The 19508-nt window shown below is 71.1% G+C and carries 22 protein-coding genes; 11 read left to right on the top strand and 11 right to left on the bottom strand.

Going from position 1 to position 19508, the window contains the following annotated elements; translation table 11 throughout:
* Positions 1-77: 77 nt before the first annotated feature.
* Entirely contained in the window at positions 78-1532 is a 1455-nt protein-coding gene (locus EV141_RS02360; RefSeq protein WP_130484362.1) for a dihydrolipoyl dehydrogenase family protein, read from the top strand.
* Positions 1533-1548: 16 nt separating this feature from the next.
* Here the strand turns inward: EV141_RS02360 and EV141_RS02365 are convergent, their stop codons facing one another.
* On the bottom strand, positions 1549-2205 hold the full coding sequence (locus EV141_RS02365) for a CDP-alcohol phosphatidyltransferase family protein (RefSeq protein WP_241968951.1): 657 nt from the start codon (positions 2203-2205) through the stop codon (positions 1549-1551).
* Positions 2175-2864: a TVP38/TMEM64 family protein gene (locus EV141_RS02370; RefSeq protein ID WP_157985483.1), complete on the bottom strand. Its 690-nt coding sequence runs from the start codon at positions 2862-2864 to the stop codon at positions 2175-2177. The genes EV141_RS02365 and EV141_RS02370 overlap by 31 nt, the downstream gene beginning before the upstream one ends.
* 43 nt (positions 2865-2907) lie before the next feature.
* Between EV141_RS02370 and EV141_RS02375 the strand changes: the two genes are divergently transcribed.
* From EV141_RS02375 to EV141_RS02390, 4 genes are read left to right on the top strand one after another with little or no spacing between them, the layout of a single operon-like run.
* On the top strand, positions 2908-4149 hold the full coding sequence (locus EV141_RS02375; RefSeq protein WP_198675487.1) for an ABC transporter substrate-binding protein: 1242 nt from the start codon (positions 2908-2910) through the stop codon (positions 4147-4149).
* 16 nt (positions 4150-4165) lie between these two features.
* Entirely contained in the window at positions 4166-5059 is an 894-nt protein-coding gene (locus tag EV141_RS02380; protein WP_130484365.1) for an ABC transporter permease, read from the top strand.
* 13 nt (positions 5060-5072) lie between these two features.
* The gene (locus tag EV141_RS02385) at positions 5073-5972 is read left to right on the top strand and encodes an ABC transporter permease (RefSeq protein WP_241969038.1); all 900 of its coding nucleotides are present in this window, start codon (positions 5073-5075) and stop codon (positions 5970-5972) included.
* The gene (locus EV141_RS02390; RefSeq protein ID WP_130484366.1) at positions 5969-7015 is read left to right on the top strand and encodes an ABC transporter ATP-binding protein; all 1047 of its coding nucleotides are present in this window, start codon (positions 5969-5971) and stop codon (positions 7013-7015) included. Before EV141_RS02385 ends, EV141_RS02390 begins: the two co-directional genes overlap by 4 nt.
* 74 nt (positions 7016-7089) lie before the next feature.
* On the opposite strand, the gene EV141_RS02395 is transcribed toward EV141_RS02390, so the two are convergent.
* From EV141_RS02395 to EV141_RS02415, 5 genes are all read right to left on the bottom strand, one after another.
* A complete protein-coding gene (locus EV141_RS02395) occupies positions 7090-8556 on the bottom strand; it encodes a radical SAM domain-containing protein (RefSeq protein ID WP_185740157.1) in 1467 nt (488 codons plus the stop codon).
* 161 nt (positions 8557-8717) lie between these two features.
* Entirely contained in the window at positions 8718-9398 is a 681-nt protein-coding gene (locus EV141_RS02400; RefSeq protein WP_130484367.1) for a M23 family metallopeptidase, read from the bottom strand.
* 256 nt (positions 9399-9654) lie between these two features.
* Positions 9655-10740 (bottom strand): VIT1/CCC1 transporter family protein, encoded by a 1086-nt coding sequence (locus EV141_RS02405; protein ID WP_130484368.1) that lies wholly within the window; start codon positions 10738-10740, stop codon positions 9655-9657.
* A gap of 58 nt (positions 10741-10798) precedes the next feature.
* Positions 10799-11293, bottom strand: coding sequence for a DUF427 domain-containing protein (locus EV141_RS02410; protein WP_130484369.1), 495 nt, complete (start codon positions 11291-11293; stop codon positions 10799-10801).
* 2 nt (positions 11294-11295) lie between these two features.
* Positions 11296-11874, bottom strand: coding sequence for a hypothetical protein (locus EV141_RS02415; protein ID WP_241968953.1), 579 nt, complete (start codon positions 11872-11874; stop codon positions 11296-11298).
* A 255-nt stretch (positions 11875-12129) separates the two neighbouring features.
* Here EV141_RS02415 and EV141_RS02420 point away from each other — a divergent pair, with 255 nt between their 5' ends.
* Positions 12130-12333: a cold-shock protein gene (locus tag EV141_RS02420; RefSeq protein ID WP_130484370.1), complete on the top strand. Its 204-nt coding sequence runs from the start codon at positions 12130-12132 to the stop codon at positions 12331-12333.
* A 145-nt stretch (positions 12334-12478) separates the two neighbouring features.
* Here EV141_RS02420 and EV141_RS02425 read toward each other — a convergent pair whose 3' ends face one another.
* Positions 12479-13321, bottom strand: a complete 843-nt coding sequence (locus EV141_RS02425; RefSeq protein WP_185740158.1) for a DUF3097 family protein — start codon at positions 13319-13321, stop codon at positions 12479-12481.
* A gap of 72 nt (positions 13322-13393) precedes the next feature.
* Between EV141_RS02425 and EV141_RS02430 the strand changes: the two genes are divergently transcribed.
* The 4 genes from EV141_RS02430 (at position 13394) to EV141_RS02445 (ending at position 16335) form a co-directional block, all read left to right on the top strand.
* Positions 13394-14212, top strand: coding sequence for a hypothetical protein (locus EV141_RS02430; RefSeq protein ID WP_130484371.1), 819 nt, complete (start codon positions 13394-13396; stop codon positions 14210-14212).
* Positions 14213-14282: 70 nt separating this feature from the next.
* Entirely contained in the window at positions 14283-14639 is a 357-nt protein-coding gene (locus tag EV141_RS02435; protein ID WP_130484372.1) for a GntR family transcriptional regulator, read from the top strand.
* Complete coding sequence (locus EV141_RS02440) at positions 14636-15562, top strand: ABC transporter ATP-binding protein (RefSeq protein WP_130484373.1); 927 nt, start codon at positions 14636-14638, stop codon at positions 15560-15562. The genes EV141_RS02435 and EV141_RS02440 overlap by 4 nt, the downstream gene beginning before the upstream one ends.
* The gene (locus EV141_RS02445) at positions 15559-16335 is read left to right on the top strand and encodes an ABC transporter permease (protein ID WP_130484374.1); all 777 of its coding nucleotides are present in this window, start codon (positions 15559-15561) and stop codon (positions 16333-16335) included. Before EV141_RS02440 ends, EV141_RS02445 begins: the two co-directional genes overlap by 4 nt.
* Positions 16336-16338: 3 nt before the next feature.
* Here EV141_RS02445 and EV141_RS02450 read toward each other — a convergent pair whose 3' ends face one another.
* Complete coding sequence (locus EV141_RS02450; RefSeq protein ID WP_241968955.1) at positions 16339-17862, bottom strand: DUF7059 domain-containing protein; 1524 nt, start codon at positions 17860-17862, stop codon at positions 16339-16341.
* Positions 17863-18023: 161 nt separating this feature from the next.
* On the opposite strand from EV141_RS02450, the gene EV141_RS02455 reads away from it, so the two are divergent.
* Entirely contained in the window at positions 18024-18590 is a 567-nt protein-coding gene (locus EV141_RS02455; RefSeq protein WP_130484376.1) for a YceI family protein, read from the top strand.
* Between the two features lie 76 nt (positions 18591-18666).
* Here the strand turns inward: EV141_RS02455 and EV141_RS02460 are convergent, their stop codons facing one another.
* Together EV141_RS02460 and EV141_RS02465 are read right to left on the bottom strand one after the other, a co-directional pair.
* The gene (locus EV141_RS02460; RefSeq protein WP_130484377.1) at positions 18667-19284 is read right to left on the bottom strand and encodes a hypothetical protein; all 618 of its coding nucleotides are present in this window, start codon (positions 19282-19284) and stop codon (positions 18667-18669) included.
* Positions 19281-19460: a hypothetical protein gene (locus tag EV141_RS02465; protein ID WP_130484378.1), complete on the bottom strand. Its 180-nt coding sequence runs from the start codon at positions 19458-19460 to the stop codon at positions 19281-19283. The genes EV141_RS02460 and EV141_RS02465 overlap by 4 nt, the downstream gene beginning before the upstream one ends.
* Positions 19461-19508 lie beyond the last annotated feature (48 nt).

The raw sequence follows: 19508 nt of genomic DNA on the forward strand, positions 1-19508 counted from the left end.
TCTTTCGCGTCGTGACGGGGCGAAGCGGGAGGCCCCGCCACAGGCTAACAAGCCAGCCGGGCCGCTAGCCTCAGCCCATGAGCGCGACTCCGACCCGCACCGATCCGCCCGCCCGTGTCGATCTGCTCGTCATCGGCGGGGGGACGGCCGGCCTCGTCGCCGCCAAGACCGCGGCCCGCTTCGGGGCGAGCGTCGTGCTGGCCGAGCGCGAGCGCCTGGGGGGCGACTGCCTCTGGGTGGGGTGCGTGCCCTCGAAGTCGTTGATCGCTGCCGCCCACGCCGCGGTCGCGCACCGTCACGATGGGGCCCTAGGCGTCACCTCGACACCCCCCGCCGTCGACTTTGGCGCGGTCATGGATCACGTTCACGCGGCGATCCGCACGATTGAGCCCGCCGACTCGGTCGACTCGGTCGAGGCGACGGGCGCCCGAGTCGTGCGGGGTGAGGTGCGCTTCACCTCCCCCACGACCGCGACGATTGGGGGCGCTCCCGTTCGCTTCGCGCAGGCCGTCATCGCCACCGGATCGGCCCCCGCCGTGCCCGAACTGCCCGGCCTCGCCGACGTCGACCCGCTCACCAGTGACACCGTGTGGGGGCTCCGCGCGCTGCCCGAGCGGCTGCTCGTGCTCGGCGGCGGCGCGATCGGCTGCGAGCTCGCGCAGGCGTTCTCGCGCCTCGGCAGCCGGGTCACGTTGGTGCACCGCGGCGCACGCCTGCTGCCCAAGGAGGACACCGACGCCTCGACCATCGTGACCGAGGCGCTGCGGGATGACGGCGTCGACGTCGTGCTCGGCGCATCCGCGGCGCGCGTCGACGCGACGGAGGGCGGCGCGGGCGTGCTGGTCCTCGACGACGGCGCGGAGCATCCGTTCGATCGCGTCCTCGTCGCGACGGGCCGCCGCCCCCGCACGGCCGGTCTCGAGCTGGACGCGGCCGGCGTGCGCGTCGACGAGCGCGGCTACATCACGATTGACAGCGCCCTGCGCACCAGCAACCGCCGCATTCGGGCGGCCGGTGACGTCGCGGGGCTTCCGGCGTTCACGCATCTCGCCGGAGTCGGCGGCTCGGCGGCGGCGACGAATGCCGTGCTGGGCCTGCGCCGCGGCATCGACCTCAGCGCGGTGCCACGGGTCACCTTCACCGACCCCGAGGTCGGTGCGGTGGGCGCGGGGCTTTCGGAGGCCGCCGAGCGTGGCTGGAGCACGCACGAGGTCGCCCTCGATGACACCGACCGCGCCATCGCGGAGGGACGAACGACGGGCTTCGCCCGCATCGTCGTGGATGCGCGGGGCCGGGTTCGCGGGGCGACGATCGTCGGCCCGCGTGCCGGCGAGACCCTCGGTGAGGCATCGCTGGCCGTGACGCACGGCTTGACGACGAGCCAGCTGGCGGCGGCGACGCACGCGTACCCGACGTACTCAGACGCGCTGTGGAACGCGGCGGTCGCGCACGTGCGCGAGCGACTCGAGCGCCCGCCCCTGGCCCCCGCGATCCGCGTGCTGAGAGCCCTGCGCTCGCTCGTCGTGCGCTGACCGCGGCCGGGGGCGCTCAGCGCAGCGCGCGGTAGCCCACCACCATGCGCTGCACGGCGCTGACCGCGACGATGGCGGCCCACACGACGGCAATTGGTGCGGCCCAGAACGGCACGATCAGCCACAGGGCGTGCACCGTGATGGTCTCGGTGCCCTCGGCGATGCGGCCGAGGAACGACAGCGAACGCCCGTCGTCGATCGTGCGGCCCGTGCGTTCGGCGATCGACGAGAACGCGAGGAACGCCGCGCCGTTGACGTAGTACGCGAACAGCACGAGCAGGAACGGCCACCAGGGCGCGTCGAACGCAGCACTCGCGCCGATTGCGACGCCCACGACACCGGCGCCGTACGCCACGAAGTCAGCCGTGATGTCGAGAAAGCCGCCGGCCTCGCCCGGCGCCCCGCGGCCGTCGGCCCGACGGCGTCGCGCGAGCGCGCCGTCGAGCCCGTCGATCACGCGCGACACGAGCCACAGCACGAGCGCCACGGCCCACCACTGCAGCGCGGCCGCCGTCGCCGACGCGAGCCCAAGCCCCAGCCCGGTCAGCGTGAGCCCGTCGGGCGTGATGCCCGGCCGGTCGAGGATGCGCGCCGCGCCCGCGAGGGGAACGTTCAGGATGCGCCGCACCGGCTGGTCGAGCATCAGACCGTTCCGCGCTTCTTCATCCACCACGCGCCCACGATGCCTGCGAGGCTGAGCACGCCGAGAGCCCCGAGTGCGATCCAGACGCGCCCGTCGAGCTCGAAGCCGTAGGCACCGATGGCCACGTAGGCGGCGATGCCGGGAAGCATGCCGATCGCGGTACCCAGCAGGTAGTCGCGCCGCCGCAGCCCGGTGAGGCCCGAAGCGTAATTGATGACCGTGAACGGGATGATCGGTACGAGCCGCACCGCGATGACCGCGGGGAGTCCTCGTTCGCTGAGCAGCGCATCCACCCGATCGATGCGGGCGCCGACGTACTGTTCGACGGCGTCGCGGCCGAGCGCCCGCCCTAACACGAACGCGGTCGTCGCCCCCAGCATCGCGCCGAGGATGACCAGCGGGATCGCCTGCCAAAACCCGAACAGGGCGCCGGCGGCGATCGACAGCACGGCCTTCGGCGCGGGGGTGAGCGTGATGGCCCCGTAGACGAGCGCGAAGCCGAGCGCGCCAATCACCCCGGCGTCGTCAACGGTCGCCCGCACCTCGTCGACCTCGGGAAGATCGACGAGCAACCCAACCACCACGGCGACCGCGACGAACACGATGAAGATGCCCGCGCGCACGGCAACTCCGCGGCGCGACAGCGACACCCGACCCGCCTCGGGGGGACCTTTGCCGTTTTCATCCATGCGTGCGTCATTGTATGAGCGCCAACCACGTCGAAGGAGACCCGTGAAACCCTCCCCCCGCATCGCACGCCGCCTATCGGTCGTGCTCGCCGCCGGATTGACCGTCGGTCTCGCCGCCTGTTCGGCCCCCGCCGCTGGCGACGACCAGCAGTACGACAGCTGGGAGGAGGTCGTCGCGGCCGCCCAGGGCCAGACCGTCAAGCTGTGGATGTATGGCGGTGACGAGCAGGGCAACGCGTACGTCAACGACGTGCTGGTACCCGCCGCAGCCGAGCTCGGGGTCACGCTCGAGCAGGTGCCGATCGCCGACACGCCGGATGCCCTCAACCGCATTCTCAGCGAGGTGCAGGCTGGCGAGACGAGCGGCGAGGTCGACCTCGTGTGGGTCAACGGCAACAACTTCGGCACCGGTAAAGAGGCCGGCGCGTGGGAGTGCGGCTGGACGGACCTGTTGCCGAACATGGCGCTGACCGACCCCGCCGACCCGCTGCTCGAGAACGACTTTGGCACGCCCGTCGACGGCTGCGAGGCCCCCTGGCACAAGGCGCAGTTCACGCTTGTCTACAACAGCGACACCGTCACCGACGTGCCGACGAGCTATGACGAGTTGCTCGCCTGGGCCGAGGCGAACCCTGGCCGCTTCACCTATCCCGCCCCGCCGGACTTCACGGGCTCGGTGTTCGTGCGCGAGATGCTCTACGCCGTGAACGGCGGCCCCGACGTGGTGCCGCTCGGCTACAGCGAGGACGCGTTCGCCGAGTTCACGCCGGCCCTGTTCGACGAACTTCAGCGCATTGAGCCGTTCCTGTGGCGCGAGGGCAGCACCTACCCGCAGAACTCGAACGAACTGAACGAGCTCTACGCGAACGGTGAGGTCGACTTCACGATGACCTACGGCCCGGCAACGCTCACGCAACTCGTCGCCGACGGCACGTACCCGGCCGGAACGAAAGTGCTGACGCTTGAGGACGGCACGGTCGGTAACGCCAGCTTCCTCGGCCTCGCCTCCACCTCGGGTAACAAGGCGGGCGCCATGGTGGTGGCGAACCTCGCCCTCTCGCCCGAGCAGCAGGCCGCGAAGGCCGAGCCCGACGTGTGGGGGCAGTTCACCGTGCTCGATGTCGATCTGCTCGACGCTGATCAGCGGGCGCTCTTCGACGCCCTGCCCGAGTCGCCTGTGGTGCCGAGCTACGACGTGCTGAGCGAGAACGCCAACCCCGAACTGTCGTCGGCGTGGGTCACGCCCATCGACGAGGCGTGGCGCGAGCTCGTCCTGACGCCGTAACAGCGGGCGCGATCTGATGCTGGAGACCCCGGGGCCGGGCGGCGCGCTGCCGACCCGACCCCGGGCATCCGCATCGGGGCGCCTGCGGGCGCTGCTTTTTGTCGCGCCGGCGGTGCTCATCGCCGGATTCGTCGTGATCGGCGGCATCGGCGTCGCGCTCGTGCAAAGCGTCGGTCTGATGCCGCTCGTCGGTGAGGCCGAATTCAGCCTGGATGCGTACACGGCGAATGCGGACGACCTCCTCACGGGGCTCGGGCTCTCGCTCGCGATCGCGACGGCATCGACCGTGCTGTCGTGCGTCATCGGGTTGACCGCCGCCGTCATCATCACGCAGGGCCGCATCAGCGGTCGCGTCGTCGCCGCGCTCAGCGCCCTGACGATCCCCGTGCCGCACCTCATTGGAGCCGCAGCCATCGGGCTGCTCGTCGCCGACTCCGGGCTGATCCCCCGCGCGCTGGGCCTCACACCCGCGCAGTGGCCCGACCTCGTCGGGGGGCCCTGGTGGGTTGCCGTCGTGCTCGAGTACACCTGGAAAGAGTCGGCCTTCGTCGCCCTCGTCGTCGCTGGCGTGCTCGCCACGCGCGTCGCGCAGTACGACGAGACCGCGGCGCTGCTGGGCGCCTCCCGTGCACGCCGGCTGCGCCACGTCGTCATTCCGCTGGCCCGGCCCGCCGTCATTGTCAGCGCGGTGATCATCTTCGTCTATACCTTCGGCTCATACGAGGTCGCCTGGCTGCTGGGGCGGCCCTACCCCGAGCCGCTGCCCGTGCTCGCCTTCCGGCTATTCACGTCGATCTCACTGACCTCCCGTCCTGAGGCAGCCGCGGTTGCGGTTGTCACGACCGCCGTGGCGCTGATCGTCGTCGCGATCGGCATGGCGGCCCTCAAGCGCACCCCGCTGTGGAGGTGAGAGCACCGTGGCGATGATGATTCCCTACGGCCAGCGGGTGACCCCCGACGACCGCACGACCGCGACCCGCGGGCTCATGCGGCCGCGGCCGAGCGGGCGGGCGCTGCGCGTCACCCTGGCCGGCCTTCTTGCCGTGTGGTTTGCACTGCCCCTTGTGCCGCTGCTGCTGTGGTCGGTGGCGAACCGCTGGTCGTTTCCGGCGGTCCTCCCGACCGAGTGGGGGCTCGACGGTCTCGCGACCGCGCTCGCTCAGGGGGGCCTGCCCGTGTTCGGGCGATCGTTCCTGTTGGGGCTCGCGGTCGCCGCGATCGCGACGCCGCTCGGCGCGCTCGCGGCGCGCGCCCTCACGATGGGCCGGGTTCCCGCCGCGCGACTGGTGAGCGCGATTCTGCTGGCCCCCCTCGCCCTGCCGGCATTTGTCGCGGTCATGGGGCTCACCATCGTGCTGCTGCGGGCCCAGGTGCCCGCCCCCGCCGCGGTGCTGCTGCTGCTCGTCGCCGCCGCCCTGCCGTACACCGTTTACACGATGCGCGTCGCCTACGCGGCGCACGACCTCGCTTACGAAGACGAGGCCCGCACCCTCGGTGCGAGTCCCGCGCACGTGCTGTGGCGCGTGCACCTGCCGCTCGTCGCCCCGGGACTCGCTCGCGCCGCCTTCCTCGCCTTCCTCGTGGGGTGGAGCGACTACGTCGTGACCGTGCTGGTGGGCGGCGGCACCCTCGTCACCCTGCCCCTGCTTGTGGGCTCGTACGCCGCGGGGGTGGGCAACGATGCCGTGGTCGCCGTGCTGTCGCTCACCGCCATCGTGCCGCCGCTGCTGCTCTTGCTCGCCCTCGGCCGCTTCGGCCGCCGCTACCCCACCGCCCGCTTCGCCGGGCCGACCGCCAGCCGCTCCCCGAAAGGTTCGCCGTGAGCGCCACCCTGACCCTCGATGCCCTCACGAAGACGTTCGACGGGGCCGCCCACCCCGCCGTCGACGCCGTCTCGTTCACGGTTGCCGCCGGCGAGTGCCTCGCCATTCTCGGCCCGTCGGGATCGGGCAAGTCGACCGTGCTGCGCTCGATCGCGGGGCTCGATGTGCCCAGCAGCGGGCGCATCCTCGTTGACGGCACCGAGGTCGCGGGCCTTGCCCCCGAGCGTCGCGGCATGGCCATGGTGTTTCAGCGGCCGCTGCTCTTCCCGCACCTCAGCGTGCTCGACAACGTGGCCTTCGCCGGCACCGTCGCCGGCCAACCGAGGCGCGAGGCGCGCGCCGACGCCGCCCAGTTTCTCGACCTCGTGCAGCTCGGCGGCTTCGGCTCACGCGCCGTCACGGCCCTCTCGGGCGGCCAAGAGCAACGCGTCGCCCTAGCCCGCGCCCTCGCCGCCCGCCCCCGCGTGCTGCTGCTCGACGAGCCGTTCAGTGCTCTCGACCCGGCGCTGCGCACCGACATGCACGAGCTGCTCGCGCAGATTCGGGCGCAGCTGAACCCCACCGTCGTCATGGTCACGCACGACCGCGACGAGGCGGCCGTGGTTGCCGACACGGTCGCCCTGCTCACGGCGGGCCGCCTGCTGCAGCACGACAGCGTGCCGCGGCTGTACTCGCGGCCCGCGAGCCTCGCCGTGTCGCGCCTGATGGGCGGGCGCAACGAGGTCGAGGGCACGGTGAGCGAGGGCGTGCACTACTCGGCGCTCGGCGCGATCGCCGCGCCCGAGGGCGAGCAGTGGCCCGACGGCGTGGGCGTGCTGGTCGTGCGTCAGGAGGCGCTGCGGCTCGGCGAACCCCTGCCCGGCGAGGCGGGAGTGCGCGGGGTCGTCGCGGCCTCGGCGCTCCGCGGACCCCGCGCCCACGTCGTGGTCGACGTGAACGGCGCAGCACTCGAGTGCGAGACCGCGGCCATCAGCGCGCCGGAGGTGGGCACGGAGGTGACCGTCAGCATCCCGCTCGCCGGATGCGCGGTGCTCGCCGCGTAAGCGGCCGCGCGATCACCGCGAGCTGCGGACGGCGCGCGCGAACGCGCCCAGCGTCGCGCGCGCCGTGAGCGCTACTACCAGCGCGATCCGTTCGCGTCGGCGAGCTCGTCGGCGCGACCGTTCGTGATGCCCGCGGGCCGCTCGCCCTTCGGCTCAAGCGGCAAGAGCTTGCGCAGCCCGATGTTTTCGATCGGGTCGAGCACCGAGTGCTGCGTGCACGCCGGCACGAGCTCGCCCGTCTCGGGGTGCGACATGGCATACATGCACGCGCCGAGCCGCTCTTGCGTCTCGCGAATCTTTGGGTCGTCGGCGACCTTGCCCTCCTTGATGAGGGCCCAGGCCGGCTTCACCTGCTCGGCGTCCATGAAGTTGTGCACGACGAAGGTCTTGAACGAGACCTTGCCGGCGCGCGCGGCCCGCAGCACGCGGCGCAGGCCCCCGGCCCGCTTCAGGATGCGCGTCATCAGCCCCACGAGCGGCGGCAGGTCGCCGGGGTGGCGCAGGATCGCGCGGATCACCTTGATCGTGAGCGCCCAACGCGGAATGTCACCAAAGATCATGCCGCCGTGGTGGGCAAGGAAGCGGTCGCGGGCCGCGATGTCTTTGGGCTCGTCAGCGTCGAGCACCGTGCCGAAAACGCCGTCGACCATGACGCCGACAGTGTGGCGATTGCAGCGCGGGTCGCCGAACTGTACGGCCTTGTGAGGCAGCTTCTGGCCGGCGCCGGCCTCGATGCGCTCCCACACCTTGTCGATCGTGACCTCTTGGAAGTCTTCCTTCCAGCGCCGGTCGTCGCCGATGAAGGCCGCGGGCTGAAACGACATCATGTCGTAGCGCATGGCGAGCACATCGCGGGTGACCTGCTCGACCTCGTCGAGGTTCGTCGGGGTGACCGTCATGTTGTGCGCGAGGTATGACTTGACGCCGGTCTGCTTCTTCAGGTCGAGGAACATGTCGGCAAACTTCTCGCGGAACGGGTTCAGCTCGGCCTCGCTGCGCGGGCGCACCGCGCCGCGGCGGCCCCGCATGAGCGAGTCGAAGTGGGCGGCGAACGACACCTTGTCGAAGGCGGGCGTGCCGTCGTCGTCGGTCACGACGTCGAGCAGGTACTCATAGTCAAAGTCGCCGTGGGTCATCGACATGGGCTCGCGGCCGACGGCGCGCATGGCCTTCAGCGTCTCGCGGTGCGCGGCGGCGGGCAGGAGGCTCACCTCACCGCCGATCAGCTGCGCGTGGGCGCGCGGCCCGCGGATTTGGCGCAGCAACCCCATCTGCTTCGTCACCTCGGTGACCGTGTGGTCGCCATCGATGCGCACCTTGTTGGCGTCGGCCGAGTGGTAGCAGGGCGAGCAGGTCAGGTTGCACTTGGGGAACACGCCGTGGGTGCCTTCGCAGCCCACCGCACAGCGGCCGAGCAACTGCTCGGGGGTCTTAGCGTGCTCAGGTAGTTCGGCCCACCGCTTGTCGAGAGCGGCCCGCGTTTCGGGGTGAATCGGGCGCGTAGCGAGTTCGATCTGGCGGATGGCGTTGGACAGCGACATTCAAGTCCCCTGCTTTGGGCCACCGCCGTCATTGGGGTGGCCTGCGGTCAGTGTATGCAGGGGATGTTCGGAGCGGTACGTCGACACGTTTGGTCACGGCGGCTCATCAGCGCGTCGTGCTGTGCAAAGCGCGCGTCGGGCGCGCGCGCGGGCGTTCGGCCTTAATCGGGCGGCGGCAGGATGTTCGCCCGCAACCACGCCAGCGGGTCGACGTGCGAGCCGCCGACCAGCACCTCGAAGTGCAGGTGGGGCGCGGTCGAGGTGCCACTGTTGCCCGTCTGCGCGATGATCTGGCCCACCTCAACGGTCTGCCCCGGCACGACCGACACACCACCGGGCACGAGGTGCGCGTACACCGTGGTGATCGCGCGGCCATCGATGACGTGCTCGAGGATGACGTGCTGACCCCAGCCGCTGCCGTGGTTGGCGACCGTACGCACGACGCCGTCGGCGACGGCGAAGGCCGGCTCGCCGTAACCGGGGAAGAGGTCGGCGCCGAGGTGATTCGTCGAGCATCCGGCGCACACGTTGCCGCGGTAGCCGAAGCCGTCCCCAATGGGGGAACTCTCGGCAACCGGCCACTGCACGGGTGATTTCCAGGTCACGACGAGGTCTTCGCGTACCGCGCTGACGGCGGCCGTCGCAATGCTCGCGGCCGGCGGCGTGTAGCTCTGCACGGGCGGGGCCACGACCGTCTCACGTTCGACGCTGACCTCAGCCGCCTCGGCGGTCATCGGGTGCCCGGCCCAGAAGCTGACGGCGAGGGCGGAGGCCAAGACGGCGGTGGCGGGCTTGCGCGACGCGTGGGTGCGCGGCGGCGCGAAGGATGAGGAGTGCAGCATGAAGTAACGAGGCTTTCCGGTGGGCGGCGATCAGCGCCAAGGACACGGGCAGACGCGACATCGCGACGAGGCCGCCGCTCTCGATCTGGCGGCGGGCGACGAGGTCATGGCGCTCACCGGGCGGGTAGTAACCCGGGGCACTCGCTCGCGTCGGCAACGGAACCGACACGCCCAGCGTACCAAACAGCATCCAAGAAGTTACAAACCGGTAACGAGAACGGATGCGCGGGGCACAGAATCGGCCCCCGCGGGCGTCTTAGACAACGGTCGCGCCGAACGCCAGGCCGAGCAGATACGTGGCCGCAGCCGCCCCGAAACCGATGGCCAACTGCCGCAGGGCACGCCTAACGGGCGACGCCCCCGAGAGCACGCCGACGATCGCGCCCGTGACGATGAGCGCGACGCCGACCAGCATCGCGGCAATCGCGACGGCGAGGAAGCCGGTCGCGCCGAGCGCATAGGGCAGCACAGGGATCGCGGCGCCCGAGGCGAAGAATGCGAAGCTCGACAGGGCGGCCCGCCAGGCCGAGCCGACCTCCTCGTAGTCGTCGGCCGCTGGCGTCGCGGCGCGTGACGCCTCATCGGGCCGCTCGCTCGCCAGCACGCGGCGCGCCCGCTCGTCGGCAGCCGCAGCATCGAGACCGCGCGCTCGGTAGACGAGCGCGAGCTCGTTGGCATCGAGATCGAGGGCGGGGAGGGCGCGGTGCGAGGCGGGGTCGGGGGTCGACGCGTCGAGCAGTTCGCGTTGCGAGCGCACCGACACGTATTCGCCCGCCGCCATCGACAGGGCGCCCGCGAGCAGGCCCGCGAGGCCCGTGAAAAGCACGATCTGGGGCGCCACGCCGGTCGCCCCGATGCCAAGCACGAGGGCGAGGTTCGAGACGAGTCCGTCGTTGGCGCCGAACACCGCCGCGCGGAAGGTGCCGGCGAGGCGCTGCCGCCCGCGCGACGCGAGACCCCGCACGACTTCGGCGTGCACACGCTCGTCGGCCGCCATCGCGTCGGTCGCGTGCACGTCGTCGTCGTAGGGAGAACGCCCCTCGGCGCGCTGGGCGAGCGCGAGGAAGAAGATCGACCCGAAGCGCCGCGCACAGAATCCGAGGATGCGCGTGCGCAGCGACACCGCGGGCACGGTTCGCGCGTGGTCGCCCAGCAGCTCGAGCCAGTGCTGCTCGTGACGCCGCTCGGCCTCGGCGAGCGCCAACAGAATCTCGCGCTCCTCGCCGGTGCGGCGCGACGCGAGGTCGCGGTAGACGGCAGCCTCCGCGCGCTCGTCGGCGAGGTACCGCCGCCAGCGCCGCACATCGGCGGGAGCCGGTTGGGCCGTCTGTTCGGGCGTCATGCCGACATCCTGGCAAAGCGGCGACGCCGCCGCTGTTCGGCCAGCCGAAAGCGGGCGGCTACCAGCCCCAGGTGCCGGGCGCGCCCTTGAAGGGGCCGACGACGCGCGAGGTGATCCAGCCGCCGTAGAAGTCGCCTTCTTGCGCCGTGACGAGCTCGCCGTCGAGCGTGCACTCATCCATGCGGCCGGGATAGATCGCCACGTGGTCGACAAGCTGCTCGTATCCGCGGCTGGGGTTCGGGTAGTACCACGCGGCCTTCGCGGCGACGCGGTCGCCCGCGACGACGTCGAGGTAGCCGGCGCGACCCTTGAACTCGCAGAACGACGTGCCGTCGGCGTCACGCAGCGCCCCGTCGACGATGTCGGCGCGCGGCACGTACACGGTCGGCGGGTGACTCGTCTCCAGTACGCGCAGGGCACGCGTCGTGTCGACGATCCGCTGCCCATTCAGCTCAATCGTGACGCGCCCCGAGACGGGTTCGACGCGCGGCGGGCGCGGGTAGTCCCAGACGGATTCCTGCCCGGGGCCGGGCTTATCAGGGCGGATGCGCATGATCAGAACCCGAAGTCGCCAAAGCCGCCGAAGTCGCCGCCCATGTCGCCGCCGACGTCACCGCCCGCGTCGGTCATGCCGGCATCGGCGCCCGGATCGCCCGCAGCGGGATCGTCGGCGAACGAGCCGCCATCGACGGGGGGCAGGAAGGCCGACACCAGGGCCGAGCCGACGACGTAGCCGGCGACGGTGCCGAGGAGCGACGCGCCGAGCATCTGGCCGAAGCCGGGTGCCTGCATCGTGCGCTCCATGGAGCCCGGCTCGCGCATCTCGGCGCGCGTGGCCGCGCGGGCAAGGGTCTCGGGGCGGTCGTCGCCCGGGGCCTCGCCCTCTGGCGCATCGGCGCGCAGCTGCTCGAGCAGCAGGCGTCGCTGCTCGGGGGTGAGGCGCTCGAAGGCTTCGGCGTGAACGCGCTCGATTGCCTCCGGCGGTGCCGTCTGGAGGAGGTAGCGGTACCGCTCAACGGCGCGCGCGTCATCGCTGCGGGGAGCGGGGCTGGATGCCGGTGTCGGGCGGGACGCGCCGAACAAGCGGTCGAAGAAGCTCATGACGGCCTTTCGCGAGAATGCGGTGTCGGGCAACCGTATGAGCGAATCCTCGCCGCGGGCTGTGCGTGGCATGAGTGGATACCGGGGTAACAAAAGCGTCTCGGGGTTCAGCGAAACACCACTTGGCAGTAGTGTGGGGCAGAGAAAGTTGATTCGCCTCGTCCGATCCGGGCGACTTGCCTCATCGCACGTCGTTGCACTCCCCATGGAATTCACGGTTCACGAGTAGTTCGACTGGTGGTTTCGACAGTCGAAACTCCGTGTAACAAGAAGGAAAGGGAGTTCATCATGACTTCTGGCACCGTTAAGTGGTTCAACGCCGAAAAGGGCTTCGGATTCATCACCCCCGATGACGGAAGCGCCGACGTGTTCGCGCACTTCTCCGCCATCCAGTCGAGCGGCTACCGCTCGCTCGAGGAGAACCAGAAGGTCGAATTCGACGTCGCGCAGGGCCCCAAGGGTCTGCAGGCCGAGAACATTCGCCCGCTCTAAGGAGCGCCCGCTCACTCTGAGCATCCCTGACGCGTGCGATCACTGATCACACGCTGACCGAAAACCGCCCGTCAATGACGCCGGGCGGTTTTCGTCGTTAACGCACGCATTTTCGGCCGCGCGCCGTCCCTGCCGCGTGCGCCGGTCATCCTGTCGGTTCGGTCACGAAGTCGATGAGCTGCTCGACCGGTCCGAGCAGGGCCGGCTCGAGGTCATGGAAGGTGCGCACCCGCGACAGGATGCGCTGCCAGGCGGTCGCCACGTCTGTCTGATCATCGTGCGGCATGCCGAGCGCCGCGAGCGCGCCCTTCTTCCACTCGAGGTGGCGCGGCACTTCGGGCCAGCGCTCGATGCCGAGCCGCGACGGCTTCACCGCCTGCCAGATGTCGATGAAGGGGTGGCCGACGACGAGCACACTCCCCCGCGGCACGCGGGCGGTCGCCTCGGCCGCGATGCGGGCCTCTTTCGAGCCGGTCACGAGGTGGTCGACGAGTACGCCGACGCGCGCGGTCGCGGTCGGACCGAACGCGGCAAGCTTCTCGGCCAGGTGGTCGACGCCCTCGAGGTACTCGACGACGACACCCTCGACGCGCAGGTCGTGCCCCCACACTTTTTCGACGAGCTCGGCGTCGTGGCGACCCTCGACCCAGATGCGACTGGCGCGCGCCGTGCGGGCGCGCTGCTCAGCGACGTGAAACGACCCGCTCGCCGACCGCGCTCGCCCCGCGGGAGCCGCGACGGGCGCGGCGCCGCTCAAGACGACGGGGGCGCCCTCGACGAGGAAGCCGGGGCCGAGCGGGAACGCGCGCACCCGCCCCTGCCGATCCTCGAGGTGCACGTTGCCGACCTCGACGCCGACGACGGCTCCGACGAAGCCGCTGTCGGGCAGTTCGACCACGAGCCCGACGGTTGCGGGCACCGTGCGCGGGGCCACACGCCCCGCCCTCCGCCAGTCGCCGGCCAGCACGTCGTCTCCGTAGCGTTCCACGCCGCGACGGTACGCGAGCGGCGCCCGCTAGGGTGGCCGCACACGCCGACCCGCACTCGCGAAGGAGCCCTCATGCGTCTGACCGCCGACCTCGTGCGCTGGGGTGTTGCCGTGCTACTGATGGCGCCGTTCCTGGCGATCGGCGGCTGGGCCCTCGGGGTCACGCCCCTGCTGTGGCTCGCCCTCGTCGCCGTCGTCGTGGGCGGAGCCCTCAACGCCGTCGGCGTGATTCGCGGGGTGCGGCGGGTGGCCGACGGCCGCGTCGTCGACGAGCTGTTTGGGCAGACGGATGCGCGTCTCGCCTCGTCGACGTCGCCACCGGTCGAGCCGCGTCAGCGCCTCATCTTTCCCGACGAGCCGGCAGGCGTCACGCCCGAGCAGCTCGCCGCCGGGTCGCCCCTCGCCACCGCGCGCCGCCGGGCTGCGCTGGGGGCGGCGCTCGGTCTCTCCGCGCTCACACTGAGCGGACTCCTGCTCGTGACGGCGGTGATGCCGTGGGCGGCGTCCGGAGGCGCGCTCTCGCCCGGAGAGGTCTACACGCTGTGGGGTGGCCTCGCGGTGCTGACCGTTGTCGGCATCGCGATCTGGACGCTCGTGGGGTTCGCCGCCGCCGCCGTGATCTGGGTCACGGGGCGCGTCGAGGGTCCGTTCGTGCGCCGGCTCGCCTCGCCGCGCCGCATCGTGGCGCTCGCGTGCATCCTGGGCGCCGCGCTCGTCGTCGGGTGGCTCGCGCCGGCTGCCCTGCCGGGGCTCACCGACGCCCTCGACGGCGCCGCTGCCGCACCGGGCGCCGCGCCGTGGCGGGCAGGCTTTGGCTCGGTGGGCGTACTACTGAGTTGCGCTGCGATCGCCGCGACGATTCCGCGCTGGGGGCGACGCCCGCGCAGCTGACGCTTGACGCGCATCCGGTTCTCTGGTTAGTTAGTCATGTAGCTAACCACTGAACCGCGAGGAGGTGCGCGTGGACGACGATCGCCCGCTCTTTCGCCAACTGGCCGAGCGCATCGAGAAGCAGATCATCGAGGGCAGCCTGCCCGAAGGTGGTCAGGTTCCGTCGATCAACGAGTTCGCCGCGTTTCACCGCATCAACCCGGCGACCGCCCTCAAGGGCGTGAGCCTGCTCGTCGACGCCGGCGTGCTCTACAAGCGCCGCGGCATCGGCATGTTCGTCTCCGACGGGGCGCGGGAAGCGTTGCTCAGTGCCCGCCGCGCGACCTTCCGCGACGAGTTCGTTCGGCCACTGGTCGCCGAGGCCCGCGCGCTCGGCATCACCCCCGACGAGCTCGCCACCATGATTCGAGAGGACCCCACCGCATGACCACCGCTGTCGAGGTCACCGGCCTCACCAAGCGCTACCGATCGCTCACCGCGGTTGGTGACGTCACCTTCCGCATCCGCGAGCACGCCATCACCGGGCTACTAGGCCGTAACGGCGCGGGTAAGACCACGCTCATGCGTCTCATCACCGGCCAAGAGTTCGCGACGCGCGGCGAGATTCGACTGTTCGGCGAGCCGCCCGTCGAAAACGCCCGGGTGCTCAGCCGCACCTGCTTCATCTCCGAAAGCCAGCGGTACCCCGACGATTTTCGGGTCAAGCACGTGCTCGCGAGCGCCCCGCGCTTCTTCGCACAGTGGGACGCCGATTTCGCCGACGAGCTCGTGACCGCCTTCCGGCTGAACCGCCGCCAGCTGGTGAAGAAACTCTCACGCGGCCAGCGCAGCGCCGTGGGCGTCATCGTCGGCCTCGCGTCGCGCGCGCCGCTCACGATCTTCGACGAGCCATATCTCGGGCTGGATGCCGTGGCACGGCAGATCTTCTACGACCGCCTTCTTGCCGACTACAGCGAGCATCCGCGTACCGTGATCATCTCCACGCACCTCATCGATGAGATCGCCCACCTGCTTGAGTACGCCGTCGTCATCGACGACGGACGCATCGCCATCGACTCCCCCGTGGAGTCGCTGACCGCCGCGGCGGCGACCATCGCCGGGACAGCCGAGAGCGTTGAACGCTTTGTCGCCGGGCGCACCGTCGTGCACCGCGCCCGACTCGGCGGCCTGCTGAGCGCGACCCTCGACGGGGTCACCGACGCCGACCGGGCGGCAGCCCGGGACGCCGGTCTCGAGGTGGGACCGGTGTCCCTGCAAGAACTGATCGTGCGCCGCACGAGCGGCGATGCGAACACACCCGACAGCGCGGCGGCGGGCGCCGCCCCCGAGACCACGGAGGTCACCCGATGACTGCCACGCCCTCCCCCACGACGGCCTCAGCCGAAGGCACTGGTGACCGGCAGGCGGCCACCACGCTCGGCCGCCGTGTTGGCTCGATCATGCTGTTGCAGCTCGCCAACCCCATGACGCTGCTGGGCTGGCCGCTGATCATCCTCGCGGTGATCTTCCTCGGAAATCTCGCCATCGTGACCGCGGTCACTCAGGCGAGCGGGGGAGGCGCGGAGTTCACCGTCAATGGCGGAGTGGGCTTCCTCTGGGTGTACACGCTCGTCATGGTCGTGTTGAGCGTGAATCAAAGCTTCCCCCTCGCGCTCGGCTACGGCGCGACGCGTCGCGACTACCTACTCGGCGCGGGTGCGACGTACGCGGCGCTCTCGGTCGTCTACGCCCTTCTGCTCGCCACGCTCGCCGAGATTGAACGTGCGAACAACGGGTGGGGCGTTGGGCTCGGCTTCTTTGCGGCGCTGCCCGAGTGGCCCTGGCACCAAGTCTTTCTCGCGCACCTGCTGATCCTCGTGCTGTTCGCCTCGATCGGCGCCGCGACAGCGGCCATCTACGTGCGGTGGCGAGCGCCCGGGATGTACGTGTTCTGGCTCGGACTGGCGATCGTCGTTGTGGTTGCCGTGATCCTGCTCTCGACGTTCGACGGGTGGTTCGCCGTTCGCGACTTCTTCCACGGCGCGGGCGTCATGGGAAGTCTGCTGTGGAGTCTCGTCATCACGGTGCTCTCGTCGATTGCCGCGTACGGCATCCTGCGCCGGGCGACACCGACGAATACCTAGGGCTCATGAGGCGCCGGGGTCGCCGAACTCGCCGGGGTCGAGCGTGATCATGCCGACCACGGCGAGTTCGCGCAGGCGCGGCAGCACCTCGGCGGCGAGGGCTGCCGCATCGACTTCCAGCAGGCCGGCCACCGCGTCGACGATCACGCCGATCGGCAGCTCGCCGTCCGAGGCGCCGACGACCGCGCCGAGACCCGTGTCGAGCTCCACCACGCGACCCAGGCCCGTGCCCTGCACGAGACGCATGACGCTCGGATGCTCGGACCCCGGCCAGAAGTGGCGCTCCTCCGTGACGTCGGCGGCGACGGCCGCGTGCATCCGAGCGAATGCGGCGTCGTCGAGCCCCGCAATCGCGTCGTGCGCGGCGAAGCCGGCAGCAATCGCGTCGCCGAGGCCGGAGGCACCGGCGGACGCGGCGGTGAGCACGCGCTCGAAACGCGCCATGCGGGGCGCGGCCGCGTCGGCGGGGCGGCGCAGGGTGAGGTAACCAAAGCCCACGTGAGTCACGCCGCGAGCGGCGAAGTCGTCGAGCCAGAGGCCCACCAGCCGCTCAAACTCGTCGCTCGCGCGGTGAACGCCGCCGTCGCGCAGCCAGGTCTCGGCGTACTCGGCGACGTCTTGCCGCTCACGCTCGATCACCCACGCGTCGAGACCGGCCGCGTCGACCCACGCGCGCACGCGGTCGAGGCCGTCGCCGCCGGCGGGGTACTCCCAATTGCCGAGCAGGTGCGCGGTGCCACCCGGCTCGAGGTGCTCGGGCAGAGCCGTGATGAGCTCGCGCAGCAGGCCGTCACCGACCCGCCCGCCGTCGCGGTACTCGAGCACGTCGACGCCCGCGTCGCGCGGCGTGATGACGAATGGCGGGTTCGACACGATGCGGTCGAAGCGCTCGCCCGCGACCGGGGCAAGCATGTCGCCGTGCCGCAGTTCGACCGTGGTGACGCCGCTCAGCTCGAAGGTCAGGGCCGCGAGCTCGAGGGCCCGCGTGCTGAGGTCGGTGGCGACTAGGCGCTCGGCAGTGCGACTGGCGTGCAGCGCCTGCACTCCGCTGCCCGTGCCGAGATCGAGCACCCGGCGGGCGGGGCTGGTGGGCACGAGCCCCGCGAGGGTCAGCGAGGCGCCGCCCACGCCGAGCACGTGGTCGGGGCTGAGGGGCCCGCGTCGCACCATCTCGCCGTGGTCAGACACGACCCACCAGTTCACGACTCCGGTGTGGTCGACCGCCGAGTAGGGGCGCACCTCGACGCGTGCGCGACCCGCGGCGTCGAGAAGGCCGCGCGCGCGGAGGCCGCGGGCGCCCGTTGCCGGAAGCGCCGCATCCAGCTCGTCGTCGGTGAGCGCCTCGCCAAGCAGAAACAGGCGCGCCATCACTGCGGCAGGATGCGCGGTGCCGGTGAGCGCGCGCTTCGCCGGAACCGGATTGTCGCGCGCGAGCGCCTGATCGGCGAGCGGCCCCCAGAGGCCCTGCAGCCGATCGACGGTGTAGTCGACGGCCAGGAGGTCGGCCCGCAGCTCGGAGGTGGTCACCCGCCTAGTCAAACGCATGAGCAGTCTCGGGATGCAATTCGCGTGATGCGGGAATATCGACGCGCGCGCCGACGCTATGACACCGTGTGCTTGATGCGTACGCATCTATTTTGTGCCGCTCTCGCACGCGCCTCCCCGACCACCTCTTGAAGGAGAACCCCATGACCCTCACCGCCGACATGATCCCCGGTTACCGCTCCGGCACCTGGAAGGTCGACCTCGCCCACGCCGAGATCGCCTTCTCGGTGCGCCACCTCGCGATCAGCAAGGTGCGCGGCAAGTTCGAGCGCTTCGACGCCACCGTCGTCGCCGCCGAGAACCCCGCCGACTCGACCGCGCACGTGACGATCGAGGTCGCCAGCATCAACACCGGCAACGAAACCCGCGACAACCACCTGCGCACCAACGACTTCTTCTCGGCCAGCGAGTTTCCGACGATCGAGTTCCGCTCGACGGGCCTGCGCCACGAGGGCGGCGACTTCCTGCTCGACGGCGAGCTGACGATGAAGGGCGTCACGAAGCCCGTGACCATTCGCGGCCAGTTCGGTGGCATCGTGACCGACCACTCGGGTGCCGTCAAGGCCGCCGCCGAGGGCACCGCGGTCATCAACCGCACCGAGTTCGGCGTCACCTGGAACGCCCCGCTCGAGACCGGCGGCATGCTGCTCGGCGAAGACGTGACCCTGTCGATCGAGGCGCAGTTCGAGCTGCAGCAGGACGCCGCCTAAGCGACGTCTCTCTCACGCGAACGGGGGTGTCGGCATCAGGCCGGCACCCCCGTTTCGTCGCGGTGGGGCGATTGCTCTAGCTCGCGCGCGCCACCCGGTGGCGCGTCGCGCGCAAATGCACCACGACCGGCGGCTCTCGTTCGAGCGCCCCGTCGAGCACCGCGATGGCGGCGGAAACGTCGCGGCGGGCGATGATCGGGCTCGCCCCCGATCGCACCGTTGCCGTGATCAGCAGGGCTGCCCCTCCGCTGCGCGGCGCGTCGAAGCCGCTCGCGCGCAGTCGTCGCCGCGACACCCGGTACGCGGCCGCCTCGAGCGATTCGACCGCGGTGGATGCGCCGAGCCCGTGACGCAGGACGTCACCGACCGCGTCGGCCGACACCGTCACGCGGTCGTCGTCGCTGCCGATGACGAGCGCACTCGGGGTGCGCCCGCGCCCCCGCGTCGCGGCGGACTGCACGAGGAGGCCCGCGAGGACAAGAGCGGCGGCTCCGCTTCCGACGGCCCACAGCGGCTCGGCCTCGACGGTGGCGGCGGCACCGGCCAGCGCGTCACTCAACGCCTGGCCGGCGACGCTGTCGCTGAGCTGCGGCACCACGCCCGACAGCGTGACCACCACGGCGGCGAGCGCGAGAAGCACGGCCCCGGCGAGTACCAGCAGCAGCAGGGCGATGACACGATTCGACGCGGTCATGCGCCCCCCACCGCCCCGCGATCGCTGACCCGCACGCGGGCGCGCGGGCGAGGGCGAGGAGCCAGCTCGTCGAGAGAGGTGTCGCTCGCCGCCTGCAGGGCAGTCTGGTCAGGCAGGTAGCCGCTGGCCGGGGTCACGGTGAGGTCGACCCGGCGGCGCGAGATCCACGCGTTCACCGCGCGCTGCTCGACGCCGGCGCCCGCACGCAGCCGCCCCTGCCGGCC

It is taken from the genome of Microcella putealis, from assembly GCF_004216575.1.
GTDB lineage: Bacteria > Actinomycetota > Actinomycetes > Actinomycetales > Microbacteriaceae > Microcella > Microcella putealis.